The organism is Flavobacterium sp. UBA2787 (assembly GCA_002352205.1).
Taxonomy (GTDB): Bacteria; Bacteroidota; Bacteroidia; order Flavobacteriales; family Flavobacteriaceae; genus Flavobacterium.
Genome location: DEHZ01000005.1, coordinates 23,983 through 38,521 on the forward strand (window position 1 = coordinate 23,983; position 14,539 = coordinate 38,521).

Consider the following 14,539-nt stretch of genomic DNA (forward strand, 5'->3'; position numbering starts at 1 on the left):
AAATCCGGACGTGAGTTCGGATTTTTTGTTTGTATGATTCGAGGTCGTCCCGATAATTATCGGTATCGCAGAGCTTTTTGCTTTATAAGAAGACTTTCGAGAGCTGGATTTTTTGAGTTATATCTAATTACTAAACGGAAACAACTTTCTTAAAAAGATTTTAGTTAAACCATCCAAAAGGATCTTCTCTTTTTGCTTTAATTTCTAAGGTATCTTCTATGCCGTCATCATTAAAATCGGCTATTCTTCGAACAATAAAATAGTCATCGTCAATAGAAATTACAGTATATATCAAAACTAATTGTTCGCCAAAATAAAAAATTAATTTGTCCCCATTCACTTTCCATTCTAGGTTGGTTTGAGAAACAGAACACTCATCGTTTACATGAATTATTTCATCGTATAAAAAACGTCTGCCTTCAGTATTAAAAAAGCCAAAAACATCTTTTGTACAGTTTGGATTATGAGGATAAGGAAACGTTTCTCCATTAAAAGTCATTGTTTCATATACCCATGCACCTATCATTTTGCTTGTGTCAAAAGAAGGATAATTGATGTTTCCTCTTTCTACAGGGGTGTACTCATCTTTAGAACAGGAAACTAGTCCTAACAAAAGCAGTAGTAGAATCTTTTTCATTTTTGTGTGTTTTCAATTTTATGACAAAGATAAAAAATTGATTCTATTTGGTTAAAAGCCAACTTTGATTCTCTTCACTTGCCAAAAAATGCTCTCAAACGCTTATCTGCAGGATACTTTCTATGTTTTGTGATGTTATTGAACACCAACGCCACCACAAATAGAATCAATGTGCCCGTTAAAACAGGCGATAAAACATAATAATAACCCAAAACTTTGATTTTTTCGGAACCCATTATAGCAATTAGTGCAGTTGCACCACCGGGCGGATGAAGCGACTTTGTCATTTGCATCGCCACAATAGAAAGAGCCACGGCAAGCGGAGCCGTTATCCAAATAATTTCCGGTAGAAATTTATAGATTGTTACGCCAATAAAGGCAGAAATTAAATGACCCACAATTAAATTTCTGGGTTGAGCGAGCGGACTTTGAATAGCACCATACAACAACACACTCGACGCTCCAAATGAACCAATAAGGAAGATATTTTCGTCTTTGGTTAGCCAATGACTTTGAATATAAGCAATGAGGCCGATGCCCACAAATGCTCCCAAAAATGACCAAAAGTGTTCTTTGTAGTCCACCAAGGTTTCTTTATAGATTATGTAGCGTGAAATGCGTAAACTTCTTTTTATTTTTTTCTTGACCACTGTTTGGAGATTAGTGTAGAGTACAAATTAAATAAAAAATCCGAACGTACTGCCCGGATTTCTATATTTTATTAGTGGTTTATAATACTCGTTCAAGTGTGCAAATAATCACCGGAAAACTAATAATTAGTCTTTATGACCTTTTCCATGTCCTTTAGATTTTCCGTGACCTTTTCCGTGATGACCTTTATGTTTAGCTTCTTTAACTACATAAACATTACCACGTTTTCCATATTTTACCTTATGAGTTTTATGAAGTTTGTAAGGTGCATTTCCTCTATAATCGGTAAGGTAAACAACATTTGCCCCTCTTAAATTGTAACCTCTGTATTTAGCAGGAAGTGCTGCTGAACGATGCCAACGACCATTTCGAATATAAATAAATCGTTCTGCGGGAACATCATAATAAACATCTACTTCCGGTAAATAGTAGTATTGAACCTCAACTCGATCTGCCGGTGCCCAAACGGGTGGCGTACCTAAGTTTACGTTTACAGAAACTTGCGATTGCATCGTAAAACTAGTCAACAATAACCCTAACAGTATACATTTAATTGCTTTCATGATCTTTACTTTTTATGTTTAATAATAAGTTGATAAGCAAAGATTGTGCAAGAATGTAGAATTTATGTTATGGAATTTTTTTTATTTGTTATATAATTTTAATCAACGTTGTTTTAATTAATTGAAATGCAGAACATTAAACTAGTTTGTTTTACTGTTTTAATGATGTAATTTAATTGAAATTATTTTGCTGCGAGGTCGGGAGACGCTCGCAGAACTTCGTGCTATATAAGAAGACTTTGGAGAACTTTGATTTATCTAATATTAAGTTTTAATTAATTTTTTGAAATTATTTTGTTTATTTGTTAAAAATATAATTTATGAGACTAAGAATCACAAAAGATATTCTAGAAAAAGCAAAAAAACTACTAATAACTAATGCCGTCGAAAGAGCAAGTAACCCAGTTACTTATAAATTAAGTAAAGTTTTAAGTCTACGTGAAGGAATTGATTACTTAGATCGAAGTAGTTTATTTAAAACACAGATAAATGCTTTAAAAACTTTAAGCTTCTACGAATCAACGATAGATACCGTTGTTATAACTAAACAAGAATTTGTAGCCTTGTCTCAAATTATTAATAATTTAAATGTTTCCATACAAGCAACTATTGAAGCATTATCAAATATAATATATGAAGACAATCAAGACTTGATTAGCATTAAAATACCAAATCCAAACTCTTTTAAAGATATTGTTGAAACATCTAAAAGTCTTGACAAAATATTTAATCAAACAATTTTTCATGAAGATATTAAAGGCAATTATAAGATTGTTAACTTCGATACAGGTAGTTACTGGATTGATATTTTATTAAACGGAGGAGCTACAGTTCTTCATCTTGTTGCAGCTCTTTCATGGGGAGGAGCAGTTGTGTATAAAAAAATTCAAGAAGGAAGACTTCTTAAAGAACAAGTTACTGCCTTAAAATTATCTAATGAAGCAACTAGAGAAATTAACGAAAAAAATAAAATTGCTGAAAATGCAGTAGCTCAAAATGAAGCAGAATTTATATATAACAAATTTTATAAAGGTCAAAGTCCTGAACAAATAGAAAGAATCAAATTAGCATTAAATGAATTAGCCAAATTATATTTTGAAGGTGCTGAAATATATCCTAATATTGAAGCTCCTACAGATTTAAAAAAAGAATTTCCAGATGTAAAATCAATTGAAAGTATAAAATCAAAAATTAAAGCTCTACCATCTAAAAAATAATTATTAACTTCTTAATCCTGGTTAATAAGTTTTGTAAATTAAAGAGTATTATATTATCTAGCAATAAAAAGATTGATTTATGATTTATTCAACTCTTTTACCTAAATACACCTAGTAGTGTAGTCTTTTTTTATTACTTTTGTTTATAATATTTTGAATATTACTCCAAGCAAAAACTATGTCTAAAGAATCTAAAATTAGAATTGCTATTGAAAGCTACAGAGCGATTCTTAGTGCTGATATTGCTATTGATGGAATAACGGTCGTTACAGGTGAAAATGGCTGTGGCAAAAGCACTCTCTCTAAAATTTTATATTATATTTTCAAAATTAGCTCATCATATAACGTACTAGTTGCTGAAAACTTAAAGGTTCGATTAGATGGTATTTTGAGGTTTTTAGAAATTGCCATTAGAGATGTTCGTCAAACAGATAGAGGCTTTAGAAATGATTTAATGAAGGATTTGGATAATCTAAATCAAATTTTAGACACTCAAACTCCAACCGTAGATATTTTAGAAAATCTTCTCTTTCAATTAGACCGCGTTAATCTATTAGTAAATTTAGATACTAAAGAGGATAGTAAGATGGCCTATAGAAGGCTAGTTTTCGTCGCTAATGATTTACTTGGCATTAAAGAGAATTATGAAAATTCTACAAGATTACCAATTGAAAAGTTAAAACAAAAAACAACAGATATTTTTGATAGTTCATTCAAGTTGTTGAAATCAAGAAACACTTTTTTGTTGAAAAACGAATTAGAAAAAGTTTTTCATACAAATGAACTTCCAAAAAAACTCGACGTTTTAGAGATAGATCAAACCTTACTTTCCCTCAAAGATAATAAACTATCAATACCCTACGGGATTCAAAACACTATATATATAGATACACCAATGATGCTTGGTGAGTATAGTGATGACAATCCTCACTGGAATTACTTAAATGATTTGTTACTCAGTAATAAGTATGTTAATACTAATGAATATATAACAAATATAATTAAAACTGAAATTTTAAAAGGAGATGTTAAATATGAAGACGACATACTTTCCTCTATGAGTTTTTCATTTAGTAGAAACGAAGACGGTAAGGTTTTTGACCTTTTAGATTGTGCAACTGGAGTCAAATCATTTAGTATTTTACAAATGCTTTTAAAATTAGGTTATATAAATAGTAAAACTCTTTTGGTATTTGATGAACCTGAATCAAATTTGCACCCTCAATGGATCGTAGAATATGCAAGAATAATAATCTTAATTAATAAATATATTGGTGCCAAGTTTTTTATTGCTAGTCACAATCCTGATTTTATAAGTGCAATAAGATACATTTCGGAGAAAGAAAATTCTTTAAACTCTGTTAATTTTTACCTAGCAAAAAAAAGTGGAGTTTCATATAAATACGAAGATTTAGGGATTAAAATAGATCCCATATTCGAGTCTTTCAATATAGCGTTAGATAGAATAGAAAAATACGGTATTTAATATGAAATATTCAAGAATATCGACTATTAAATTTGGTTTGAAGAATGGTTTAAAAGCTTGTCTCGCAAACTTGAATACTTTAATTCATCGAGATGGGTGTTCCGAAACAATGCCTTTTTTTGACAATAAAGATATAGTTCTTGATATGGACTGTGTTGAAAGTAAAATAGCTAAGTCTGAACACAGAACTAATAAGAAATCTATGGATTCATTATTTGTTGCTATTGATCAGTTTGGAAATAAAGAAATAATGTTTGTTGAGTTTAGATTCAATTACAAAAGCATGAAAAATTTGAAAGCTAAAGACTTAAGGGATAAAAAAAAGTTTTCAAAAAAACATGTAAATGACTTTGGATACACAAATATTCATCAAAATTACTATTATATATTTAATCCTGATTTAAAAGCTCAAGCTAGACGATACTTCCGAAGCTTATATCCTTCTATGCCTAATAATTTTAAACCAATTACAATTTCAGAATTGAAAGACAACTTTTTTTAAAAAATCCTTAAAATAATTATTCTTTTTAATTAAAGACTTTTACAAATCAATTTATAGATTTTTTTTTTAACTTATTTCTCAAATTTACAATAAATTCAACTATCCCAAACATTCCCCGCCATCAACCAAAAAATTCCACCAATCCTCCCATCCAAAACCCCATTTCCCTAACCAAAAACTACTTTTTACACGTTGGTCAACGTAATATAAGGGGTTGCAGACTCCTTTTTTCATGTCCTGAACTACTTTTTATAGGTTGCCTAACTGGTTTTACCACGTTGGTCAACTACTTTTTTGGGGTTCCAGACTACTTTTACCACGTTGGGTAACGTATTAAAAGGGGTTCTGAACTACTTTTACCACGTTGGGTAACGTATTAAAAGTGGTTCCGAACGTATTAAAACACGTCTACCAACGTATTAAAAGTGGTTGTTGGACGTGTTAAAATACGTTAGTAGACGTGGTAAAAGGGGTTCGGAACGTATTAAAATACGTTAGGGGACGTGGTAAATGGGGTTCCGAACGTCATTTAATACGTTAGAGGACGTGGTAAAAGTAGTTCAGAACGTGGTAGAATACGTTAGAGGACGTGGTAAATGGGGTTCCGAACGTCATTTAATACGTTGGTGGACGTGGTAGAATACGTCTATGGACGTGGTAAAATACGTTCAGGGACGTATTACTTTATTTTTAACCTACCTGAAAAAAGGTGAGAAATGGTTGCAAAGAATGATTTAGCAAAAAATTAGTTAATCATTTTCTCCAATTCCTTATAAATTTCCAACGAAACTCCTTTTAAAACACGAGCTTCTAAAGCTTTGTTAAATTGGTAAAATTCATAATCCTTTTTTATGCTTCCTTTTGTTTCATTTGTAGTGACAAAATTCTTTTCATAAAAAATTTTATTGTTCTCCACATAAAATGAATTTATATACGAGACCTCTTCATCAATCGGACTTTTTTCTCTGGTTAGAATTCGGATTAAGTTGTTGTTGTTTTTATAGAAAATAAAGGTAATTTCTGTTTTGCTTTGTTTAAAATTGGCTACCGCATAGTGCCTATTTTCAGAATGTGAATAACTAATAGCAATAGAATCAATAGGAAAATTGGGTTTTTCTGTAAACTCTCCTAAATCTTCCTTCATTCTATCTACTTTTTCATCAATTTTCAGGACTTTAAATTCAGCACTTCGTTAGTAGTGTGTTTTTACTCCTTCTTGCACTTCTATTTTGGTTATTTGATCAAACGGAACGTGGTTCATCAACCCTAAAATTCTCGATTTTTCTCCTTTCAACGTGTCGTTTTCTATAAAAACTGTATCAAAAAAGAAGGCATTTTTTTTTCCGTTCTTTTGCGTAACCCGCATTTCTATAGCAGGAGAATTGGGTAGCGTGGTTGCATTTCCCTTACTATCATACACCACCAAATTGTCAAGATCATAGGCTTGATAAATTGTTTTTTGATGCTGATTTTCAACTTTCGAAAGTTGTTTTTTAAAATTTTCCGGCGGAATGGTATAGGTTTTACATGAATTCAAAACTGTAAGTAGCAATGCAAAAAGAATGGCTTTTACTTTCATATTAATTTGATTCTAAACGGTTCGGGTTCACTTGCACAAAGTTATATTTTATTCTGTTGAGGAACATGAAACAAGTAAAATATAATAAAAGTGTTAAATTACCAGTTATAAATAATTCAAAATAGCTCAAAACTTAACTTTTCAATCCAATTCTCCACACTCAAAACCTTTTCGTACTTTTGCCGCATGACCTTCACCTATCCCAAACACGAAAAACTTAAAAGTCAAAAGCAGATTGATTTACTGTTTTCGGACGGGAAATCGGTTTCCAAATATCCGTTGCGATTGGTTTTTGCTCCAGTGGAATTAGAAAATGACGAGAAAATTAAGTTCGGTGTTTCGGTTTCTAAGAAGTATTTTAAAAAAGCAGTCGATCGAAATTACTACAAACGGTTGCTGCGTGAATGTTATCGGTTAAACAAAAAAATCTTATTGGAAAACATTGATAAACCCTACGCCATTATGTTTTTTTACCAAAGCAAAGAAGCGATGACTTTTGATGAAATGCATTCAAAAACGATTCAACTTTTTGAAAAGTTTATTAAAGAGATCAAATCGGTCTGATTTTTGACTTACAAAACTGCATTTGATACTTTATCGAACGGGTTTAACGTTATATCAACAGTTTATTACAATTTTATTCTTAATTTAGATGCCACTTTGTTCATGTCTATGAAGTTAATCAAAAAATATAATACCTTTTTTCATGTTTAAAAAATTCAAAAAACGCTATATCATTCCCGTAATTTTAAGTGGATTTTTACTTGTTGGAAGTAGTTTCAGAGAAGATTTTTTTGAAATTGCCAAGCAAATTGAAATCTTCACTAATTTGTTTAAAACCGTGAACATGAACTATGTTGACGAAACAAATCCGGGTGAAATGATGGACAAAGCAATCAAAAGTATGTTGGCCGATTTAGATCCGTACACCAACTATTTTAACGAAGGTGATGTGGTGAAATTTAAAATTAACAACACAGGCGAATACACCGGAATTGGTGCGATGATTACTAGAAAAGATGGTAAAATCATCATCAAAGAACCGTACAAAGGTTATCCTGCCGACAAAGCAGGATTGAAAGCTGGCGACGAGATTTTCCAAATTGGTGATGTTAACCTGAAAGACTACAAAGAAGATGCTTCTGCCTTAATGCGAGGTGCCAAAAATGCTAAAGTTGACGTGAAGTTCATCCGTCAAGGAAAAACTGAAAACACAACTATTGTGTTGGACGAAGTGGATGTAAAAGCCGTTCCGTTTTATGGAAAAGTAGATGACAAAACCGGATATATCGTGCTTTCGCAATTTAACCGAAAAGCATCATTTGAAACCCAAGCTGCTTTGTTGGATTTAAAAACGCAAGGAGCGGAAAAAATCATTTTAGACTTACGTGGAAATCCGGGTGGATTGCTCAACGAGGCCGTGAATATTTGCAATCTTTTTGTGCCAAAAGGCGAAGTGATTGTAACTACTAAATCGAAAATTGAAAAACATAATCAATCCTATAAAACAACTCGTGAACCCATTGATTTAGACATTCCGCTGATTGTTTTGGTGGATGGAAAAAGTGCTTCAGCGAGTGAAATTGTGGCAGGTGCTTTGCAAGATTTAGATCGTGCTGTTGTAGTGGGAAGTCGCAGTTTTGGAAAAGGTTTGGTGCAACGTCCGTTGGATTTGACTTATGGAACGCAGGTAAAAGTGACAATTTCTCGTTATTATACGCCTTCCGGCAGATGTATTCAAGCGTTAGATTATTCTAAAAAAGATGCCGACGGAAAAGCCATCAAAACCGATGCAAAAAACTTTAATGCGTTTAAAACCAAGAAAGGAAGAACCGTTTATGATGGTGGTGGAATTCAGCCCGATGTGGAATTGGCCGAAACAAAGTTGAGTTCGATTACGGAAGCTCTTCAACGGAACGATGCTATTTTTAATTATGCTACGGTTTATTTTTACAAGAATCCGAATTTAGGTACAAAGATTCCGACGATTTCTGATGCTGATTTTAATGAGTTTAAAGCGTTTTTGAAGAAAGAAAACTTCTCGTTTGACACGGAGACAGAAAAGCAACTAAAAAAGACATTAGAAGCTGCTCAAGTTGAAAAAATTGATGAAAACATTAAAACGGAATACCAAAACTTAATGAATGCGTTGCGGAAAAGCGAAGATATTCAGCTTAACAAAAATCAATCGGAAATTAAAGAACTTTTGTTAGACGAATTAATCAAACGTTATCAATACAAAGAAGGGCTTTATCAATACTATATTCAAAACAATTCTGAAGTTAAAAAGGCAACTTCCATTTTGGCAAACGCTTCCGAATACAATAAAATTCTTTTAAAATGATAAAAAAGTGGGCATTTTGCTTTTTATTTCTGGTGCATTTTGGACTTTTTGCTCAGGAGGAAATCGTTCAATCCATCTATTTTGAAACAAATAAATCGGATGTTGAATCAAAATACGCAACTGAGTTAGTTAATTTTATTCAAAAAACAGACAGTACAAGAGTTGAAAGCATCGAGATTTTTGGCTATTGTGATGATGTTGGAAAAGACGATTACAACCGAAAATTATCGACTGAAAGAGCCAATAAAGTAAAAGCCGAAATCACGAAAAGCGGCATCAAAAGCAAAATTATTGTCACTATCGAGGGAAAAGGTCGCATTTTGATTGATGATGATATTGTGGAAAATCTTCCTGAAGTTCGTTCTAAAAACCGTCGGGTGGATGTGGTGTTAAATATGAAACCTCAACCCGAAGAAGAGTTGAAGATTCCGGGAGTTTATACGATGTTTAACAAAGAAAACATTGTTGGCGATCGCATCATGCTTTCGGATATGATTTTTGAAAGAGGAAGCAGCAAACTCACCCTAAAAAGTAAAAATCAATTAGACAAAATGGCTCGCATGTTGTTGAAAAACAAAAACATCAACATAGAAATTCAAGGTCACGTGTGTTGCACGCCTCCTAATCACAAAGAAGCTATAGACAAAGGGACCAAAAAACGAAAACTATCGCACAATCGTGCGGAAGCGGTTTACAAATACCTCGTTTTAAAGAAAGTACCCAAAGCCAGAATGACTTTTAAAGGCTACGGAAATACCAAACCGTTGGGCAAAAGTCCGGAATTGGATAGACGTGTGGAATTGGTGATTACGAAGGTGTAGGGTTGTTTTGGTTTAATATTTTAAAAAAAATTAAACTGTTGCTTTTGTCTATAAATACAAATGATTAAAAAATGATAAACAAAAATTCGATTCTCTTTTTTTTAATCATAGTTTTACCATCTACTTCATTTAGTCAACTTTACAAAAACGATTTAGAACGATGTAATTTAAAAGGAAATGTGAAAATGATTTATTATAAATTGATTCATTTTCATGAAGAAGAAATTTTTGACTCACGTTTTAGTTCCATAGCACGAAACATTCACGTCTATTTTAACAAGGAAGGAAATATTGTAAATTATGGTGGTTTTGAAGATGAAATCTTGAAATATGAATTTCTAGACGGCAAAAAACAAAATGAAAATCATAAAAAACATTACACGTATAATTCTTATGGAAACGTTATAGAATCAACTGTTTATTTCACATCCGGATTTTACAAAGACAAAATTAAACAGAAGAAAATTTTTGAATATGACCACTATAATAAAACAGATTCTGCATCTCCTTTCAGAGTAACCGAATATGAGGGTCGTATTGATACAACAGATTCAGGAAGAGATTTATTAAATTTTAAATACGGTAGTTTTTCAGATAAAGAACACACACATTATTCCTTTTTAAAAAACAATGTTTCAATTTATAATAAAAAAAAACAATTAGTAAAAAGATATTATTACTCAAACAGAGATGTTGATGCTGATGAAGGTTATAATGAAGAATATGAAGAAATATTTGAATATGAGTATGATGAATTAGGTAATATAATTTTAAAAACTCAGTATTCTATTCGAAGATTTAATAAAAGGGAGACTAAAGCTTATGAATACTCTCTATTTGATAAAAATAATAATTGGATTCAAAAATCAATTTTATGTGATTATTGTCCCGAAAGTAAAGTAGTTATTAATAGAGAAATTATTTATTGGGAATAAGACTTAGAAAGACTTTTCAGTTTATCAATGGGAAATTCATTATTTCCGTTTCATCTCAATATGCTCAATATCATCCTCCAAGTAAACCTCACTCGTTTGCACAAACCCTAAATTTTCATAGAATTTTTGAAGGTATAATTGAGCAGAAATGGTAATGTTGGTTTCGTTTAATTCTGATTTAGTTGCTGCAATAGCTTCTTGCATCAAATCGTATCCCCATTTTTTATCGCGGTAAATTTGCTTCACCACTACTCTGCCGATGGACGCTTCTTCAAAATAATCGCCGGGCTTAAAAATGCGAACGTAAGCGACTATTTCGTCTTCCCATGTTCCAATAAGGTGAAGAGCTTTCTTATCTTTGCCGTCTATGTCTTGGTAAACGCAATTTTGCTCCACTACAAACACTTCGCTACGCAGTTGCAGGATTTCATATAGTTCTGACAAAGAAAGTTCGTTAAATCGCTTTATTTTGAATTGTAGTTTCATTAAAAAATGTTTGTTCGACAGATTATATCATTTCTTTTACCACTAATTCACTAATAATTTGGGCGTTAAACAATTCGTTATAATTCTAATTTTCATCAAAGATGAACTAATATAACTTTGTCAGTTAGACTTTTATTTGTGAATTCGTGGCTAATTTACCAAGTTAATTTTGTTTAATATTAATAATCAATTCTATTAAACTTGGTTAAAACAGTTTCACAAGTTACTTCCTGCGAATTTAATGAAATTTGAAGATACATTTTCCAGAAAACGAAACTTATAAAATCTTTACCGATTTGAGAATGGATTCTAATTCGTGCATAATGTCACGTTTGGCCAACGAAGGATTATAGCAAAAACCTTCAATCACCAAATAACGATTGTTTTTTTCATCTCGAATGGCATAATTAATGAATGGTCCGGCCATGTAATCGTTTTTCAATTCCCATGTTCCTTTGGTTTCATAGGTTTTTTTGCCATTCAACATAATATTGAAAAAATATGGCGAATAGGCAGCTTGCGTAATCATATAAGTGTTGGGAAGTGTGCCTTCAATGTGTTTTTGTCCAATGGAATCACGCATTTGAATGATGTTGGCAACCGTGTTGGTATCTTTTTGAATCGTACTTAACGGAACTTCATAAATCAACACACTGGCATTTCCGGAAGGAAGTTCTTTTCTAATCCAAAAGAATTTATCCTCTTCAATGATATATTTGTAAGCCGTTGGAAGTTTTAAACTGGCTTTAAAATTCTTTTTGATTTTAGCATCGTTCAATAACGACTTGGAAATTCTGCGTTGATTTTCAGCAATATCCGTTTGCTTGAATTTGTTGATAATTTCCGGCGAATGTTTTTCCAACAAACTCACAATTTCAGCAACCGAACTTCCGGTGATATGAGCTACATTTTGCGGTTTGGCAAACTCATTTTCAACCAATTCAAAATCGTTGTTTTCTTTTTTCAATACAACCAAAATATTTCGGCTATTGGTCATAAAACCTTCAAATAAGTTGGGAGCGTATTGTTTGATAGTAAACAAGGGTTCTTCTTGCGGTAAACCATCTACCGGAGCGGCGTAAATGTTCCTAATGCTATCTCCTACTTCGCCATTCCAAAGTTGGTTTTCGATAATAACCGACAAATGATTGATTTTTCCGGAAGATTCTTTTAGAATATCCTCTCTATTTTCCTCTTTGCAAGAAATAAACAATGAGGCAACAAACAGTAAAATAACAACTCTTTTCATGATGGTGTTTTCTGGTGAAATGAACCTTTTTTATCCGCTGATTTTAAGTTTCATTCCCGGTTTAATATTTTTACCACTAATACCGTTCCATTTTTTTAAATCTGACACCGTTACGCCTTTAATTTTTTGCGAAATACTGAATAATGAATCACCTTTTTGCACAATATATACTTTTTCAGACTTGTAAGGTGACTGTTTTTCAGGCTTTTTCGCTTTTACTTCTGCCACTACAACTTCTTCATCGGCAGGAACCATAATTTTTAAAGTTGATCCTAATTTGATGTTATTATCCTCTAATTCATTCCATTCTTTAAGTTCATCAATCGTTACATTATATTTCTTAGCAATTGCATTAAGATTTTCGCCATTTTGAACAATGTGATTTTCTGTTTTTTGTTTCACTAAAGCACTCACAAGTAGTTTTGAACCCGACTGAATTGTTTCTTCTTCAAGGTTGTTCCACTCTTTTAATTCTTCACTCGTTACATCATATTTTTGAGAAATGCTAAATAAGCTTTCTCCTTTTTCAACAACATGAAATTTGGCTGTTTCGACTGATTTTGATTTTACTTTGATTGTATCGTTTGAAACCACTGCTTTGGAAACAGGAACTTCGACCACTTTTTTAGGAGCAACTGCAACTCGTTCTTCTTTGATTATTTTAAGACTTCTTCCTGCTGCAATGTTGTTCGATTTTAATCCGTTCCAACGTTTCAATTCTGTGACAGAAACACCATTACGTTGAGCAATTAAACCTAACGATTCTCCTCTTTTTACTTTATGGTATTTCGTTTTAGATACGACAGAGGCATCTGAAGAAGCATCTGCTAACATTTCTTGTGAAGAAAATGGTTTTTCACGTTTATTAAAATCATAATCGCAATACGCATAGATTTGATTTTCATTCGATGTAAATACCGCTACTTTATCCAATGGTAAACGAACAAAATGTTTTTTATCTGTTTGGTAAGGAATAAAATCTCTCTTATACGATGGGTTTAAAAACTGCAATTGTTCCACCGAAATATCTAACAATTCTGAAATTTGTTTGAACGACATTTTGTTTTTAACCATGATGGTATCTGTCGCAAAATGATTTACAATTGGTTTTTGTGGTACGATACCGTGTTCTTTATGGTATTCAAACACATACATTGTTGCCAAAAAAGCAGGAACATATCCTTGGGTTTCTTTTGGTAAAAAAGGTCTGATATTCCAATAGTTTTGCTTTCCACCAGAACGACGGATTGCTTTGCTCACGTTTCCTGGTCCGGCATTATAGGATGCTAAAACCAAATCCCAATCGCCAAAGATTTTATACATGTTCACCATATATTGACAAGCAGCATCGGTTGCTTTTAACAAATCACTTCGCTCATCGGTAAATGTGTTGATATCAAGATTGTATTGTTTTCCGGTTCCGTACATAAACTGCCATAATCCGGTTGCTCCGGCTTTAGAAACAGCTCTTGGATTTAAAGCCGACTCAACAACGGCCAAATACTTAATTTCTAAAGGAACATTGTATTTTGCCAACGCTTCTTCAAAAATCGGGAAGTAATATTGTGACAAAGCCATCAAACGTTCATACGATCTTTTTCTATTTTTAAGATAATGTTTGATGATATTTTCTAAACCAGGATTATATTCGATATGAAAAGCAGATTTTGCATCTAACGCTTTTAATCGTTCTTTCAATAATTCGGTTGATAAATCATAATCAACTTTTTCATCAACATTAGTGTTTTCGATGTCCGCAATCATTTCGCTGTACAAATCCTGATTGCTCAATTCGGTCATCCAACGTTCCTCTACACAAGCAGCAATGTCGTGTTTTTGAAAGGTTGATTTAATGGAATCTAAATAGGATAATTTTGGTTCTACAGACACATTTACATCCGCAAGTGTTGATTCTTGGGCATAAAAAGTAGTCGCAGAAAATAGAACAACGAGGAGTGTGGTATTTCGTAAATTCATTTTTTCGTGGTTAATGTTTTATTTGTCAATAGATTAAGCGTACTTGCAAACATAATTAAGTTAAACGTTATAAGTTGTTTATTTATTGTTAA

Annotated in this window: 16 protein-coding genes; 7 read left to right on the forward strand and 9 right to left on the reverse strand. The window is 32.3% G+C overall.

All coding sequences use genetic code 11. The features are described 5' to 3' along the window. Nucleotides 1-160: 160 nt before the first annotated feature. The 3 genes from B4N66_RS04155 to B4N66_RS04165 all read right to left on the reverse strand — a co-directional run bounded on the left by B4N66_RS04155 (nucleotide 161) and on the right by B4N66_RS04165 (nucleotide 1,851). Nucleotides 161-637, reverse strand: a complete 477-nt coding sequence (locus B4N66_RS04155; protein WP_291092567.1) for a lipocalin family protein — start codon at nucleotides 635-637, stop codon at nucleotides 161-163. A gap of 74 nt (nucleotides 638-711) precedes the next feature. Further along, complete coding sequence (locus B4N66_RS04160) at nucleotides 712-1,221, reverse strand: HPP family protein (RefSeq protein WP_414654088.1); 510 nt, start codon at nucleotides 1,219-1,221, stop codon at nucleotides 712-714. A 192-nt stretch (nucleotides 1,222-1,413) separates the two neighbouring features. Then, nucleotides 1,414-1,851 (reverse strand): hypothetical protein, encoded by a 438-nt coding sequence (locus B4N66_RS04165; RefSeq protein WP_291092571.1) that lies wholly within the window; start codon nucleotides 1,849-1,851, stop codon nucleotides 1,414-1,416. Between the two features lie 320 nt (nucleotides 1,852-2,171). Here B4N66_RS04165 and B4N66_RS04170 point away from each other — a divergent pair, with 320 nt between their 5' ends. The 3 genes from B4N66_RS04170 to B4N66_RS04180 all read left to right on the forward strand — a co-directional run bounded on the left by B4N66_RS04170 (nucleotide 2,172) and on the right by B4N66_RS04180 (nucleotide 5,056). Continuing rightward, entirely contained in the window at nucleotides 2,172-3,068 is an 897-nt protein-coding gene (locus B4N66_RS04170) for a hypothetical protein (protein ID WP_291092572.1), read from the forward strand. 178 nt (nucleotides 3,069-3,246) lie between these two features. Further along, nucleotides 3,247-4,554 carry an AAA family ATPase gene (locus B4N66_RS04175; protein WP_291092573.1) on the forward strand — a complete coding sequence of 436 codons (1,308 nt, stop codon included), beginning with the start codon at nucleotides 3,247-3,249 and terminating at the stop codon, nucleotides 4,552-4,554. Between the two features lies 1 nt (nucleotide 4,555). Further along, the gene (locus tag B4N66_RS04180; RefSeq protein WP_291092574.1) at nucleotides 4,556-5,056 is read left to right on the forward strand and encodes a hypothetical protein; all 501 of its coding nucleotides are present in this window, start codon (nucleotides 4,556-4,558) and stop codon (nucleotides 5,054-5,056) included. A 99-nt stretch (nucleotides 5,057-5,155) separates the two neighbouring features. Here B4N66_RS04180 and B4N66_RS04185 read toward each other — a convergent pair whose 3' ends face one another. The 3 genes from B4N66_RS04185 to B4N66_RS04195 all read right to left on the reverse strand — a co-directional run bounded on the left by B4N66_RS04185 (nucleotide 5,156) and on the right by B4N66_RS04195 (nucleotide 6,635). After that, nucleotides 5,156-5,290 carry a hypothetical protein gene (locus B4N66_RS04185; RefSeq protein ID WP_291092576.1) on the reverse strand — a complete coding sequence of 45 codons (135 nt, stop codon included), beginning with the start codon at nucleotides 5,288-5,290 and terminating at the stop codon, nucleotides 5,156-5,158. 511 nt (nucleotides 5,291-5,801) lie between these two features. Then, on the reverse strand, nucleotides 5,802-6,200 hold the full coding sequence (locus B4N66_RS04190; protein WP_291092577.1) for a hypothetical protein: 399 nt from the start codon (nucleotides 6,198-6,200) through the stop codon (nucleotides 5,802-5,804). Nucleotides 6,201-6,248: 48 nt separating this feature from the next. Then, complete coding sequence (locus B4N66_RS04195; protein WP_291092579.1) at nucleotides 6,249-6,635, reverse strand: hypothetical protein; 387 nt, start codon at nucleotides 6,633-6,635, stop codon at nucleotides 6,249-6,251. Nucleotides 6,636-6,821: 186 nt separating this feature from the next. Here B4N66_RS04195 and rnpA point away from each other — a divergent pair, with 186 nt between their 5' ends. The 4 genes from rnpA to B4N66_RS04215 all read left to right on the forward strand — a co-directional run bounded on the left by rnpA (nucleotide 6,822) and on the right by B4N66_RS04215 (nucleotide 10,735). Next, nucleotides 6,822-7,199, forward strand: coding sequence for a ribonuclease P protein component (gene rnpA / locus B4N66_RS04200; RefSeq protein WP_291092582.1), 378 nt, complete (start codon nucleotides 6,822-6,824; stop codon nucleotides 7,197-7,199). A gap of 142 nt (nucleotides 7,200-7,341) precedes the next feature. Next, nucleotides 7,342-8,979 carry a S41 family peptidase gene (locus B4N66_RS04205; protein ID WP_291092584.1) on the forward strand — a complete coding sequence of 546 codons (1,638 nt, stop codon included), beginning with the start codon at nucleotides 7,342-7,344 and terminating at the stop codon, nucleotides 8,977-8,979. Next, nucleotides 8,976-9,800, forward strand: a complete 825-nt coding sequence (locus B4N66_RS04210; protein WP_291092585.1) for an OmpA family protein — start codon at nucleotides 8,976-8,978, stop codon at nucleotides 9,798-9,800. The genes B4N66_RS04205 and B4N66_RS04210 overlap by 4 nt, the downstream gene beginning before the upstream one ends. Nucleotides 9,801-9,871: 71 nt before the next feature. Then, nucleotides 9,872-10,735 (forward strand): hypothetical protein, encoded by an 864-nt coding sequence (locus B4N66_RS04215; protein WP_291092586.1) that lies wholly within the window; start codon nucleotides 9,872-9,874, stop codon nucleotides 10,733-10,735. A 39-nt stretch (nucleotides 10,736-10,774) separates the two neighbouring features. Here the strand turns inward: B4N66_RS04215 and B4N66_RS04220 are convergent, their stop codons facing one another. The 3 genes from B4N66_RS04220 to B4N66_RS04230 form a co-directional block, all read right to left on the reverse strand. Further along, complete coding sequence (locus tag B4N66_RS04220) at nucleotides 10,775-11,221, reverse strand: GNAT family N-acetyltransferase (protein ID WP_291092588.1); 447 nt, start codon at nucleotides 11,219-11,221, stop codon at nucleotides 10,775-10,777. A gap of 277 nt (nucleotides 11,222-11,498) precedes the next feature. Beyond that, nucleotides 11,499-12,470 carry a DUF4837 family protein gene (locus B4N66_RS04225; protein WP_291092589.1) on the reverse strand — a complete coding sequence of 324 codons (972 nt, stop codon included), beginning with the start codon at nucleotides 12,468-12,470 and terminating at the stop codon, nucleotides 11,499-11,501. A gap of 30 nt (nucleotides 12,471-12,500) precedes the next feature. Further along, nucleotides 12,501-14,447 (reverse strand): LysM peptidoglycan-binding domain-containing protein, encoded by a 1,947-nt coding sequence (locus tag B4N66_RS04230; RefSeq protein ID WP_291092590.1) that lies wholly within the window; start codon nucleotides 14,445-14,447, stop codon nucleotides 12,501-12,503. Nucleotides 14,448-14,539 lie beyond the last annotated feature (92 nt).

Excerpts from the sequence above, each read along its gene's own strand:
- B4N66_RS04195 (WP_291092579.1), bottom strand. The coding sequence starts at position 6,635 with ATGAAAGTAAAAGCCATTCTTTTTGCATTGCTACTTACAGTTTTGAAT.
- B4N66_RS04220 (WP_291092588.1), bottom strand. The coding sequence starts at position 11,221 with ATGAAACTACAATTCAAAATAAAGCGATTTAACGAACTTTCTTTGTCA.
- B4N66_RS04170 (WP_291092572.1), top strand. The coding sequence starts at position 2,172 with ATGAGACTAAGAATCACAAAAGATATTCTAGAAAAAGCAAAAAAACTA.
- B4N66_RS04215 (WP_291092586.1), top strand. The coding sequence starts at position 9,872 with ATGATAAACAAAAATTCGATTCTCTTTTTTTTAATCATAGTTTTACCA.
- B4N66_RS04155 (WP_291092567.1), bottom strand. The coding sequence starts at position 637 with ATGAAAAAGATTCTACTACTGCTTTTGTTAGGACTAGTTTCCTGTTCT.
- B4N66_RS04205 (WP_291092584.1), top strand. The coding sequence starts at position 7,342 with ATGTTTAAAAAATTCAAAAAACGCTATATCATTCCCGTAATTTTAAGT.
- B4N66_RS04190 (WP_291092577.1), bottom strand. The coding sequence starts at position 6,200 with ATGAAGGAAGATTTAGGAGAGTTTACAGAAAAACCCAATTTTCCTATT.
- B4N66_RS04180 (WP_291092574.1), top strand. The coding sequence starts at position 4,556 with ATGAAATATTCAAGAATATCGACTATTAAATTTGGTTTGAAGAATGGT.
- B4N66_RS04165 (WP_291092571.1), bottom strand. The coding sequence starts at position 1,851 with ATGAAAGCAATTAAATGTATACTGTTAGGGTTATTGTTGACTAGTTTT.
- rnpA (WP_291092582.1), top strand. The coding sequence starts at position 6,822 with ATGACCTTCACCTATCCCAAACACGAAAAACTTAAAAGTCAAAAGCAG.
- B4N66_RS04210 (WP_291092585.1), top strand. The coding sequence starts at position 8,976 with ATGATAAAAAAGTGGGCATTTTGCTTTTTATTTCTGGTGCATTTTGGA.
- B4N66_RS04225 (WP_291092589.1), bottom strand. The coding sequence starts at position 12,470 with ATGAAAAGAGTTGTTATTTTACTGTTTGTTGCCTCATTGTTTATTTCT.
- B4N66_RS04185 (WP_291092576.1), bottom strand. The coding sequence starts at position 5,290 with ATGAAAAAAGGAGTCTGCAACCCCTTATATTACGTTGACCAACGTGTA.
- B4N66_RS04230 (WP_291092590.1), bottom strand. The coding sequence starts at position 14,447 with ATGAATTTACGAAATACCACACTCCTCGTTGTTCTATTTTCTGCGACT.
- B4N66_RS04175 (WP_291092573.1), top strand. The coding sequence starts at position 3,247 with ATGTCTAAAGAATCTAAAATTAGAATTGCTATTGAAAGCTACAGAGCG.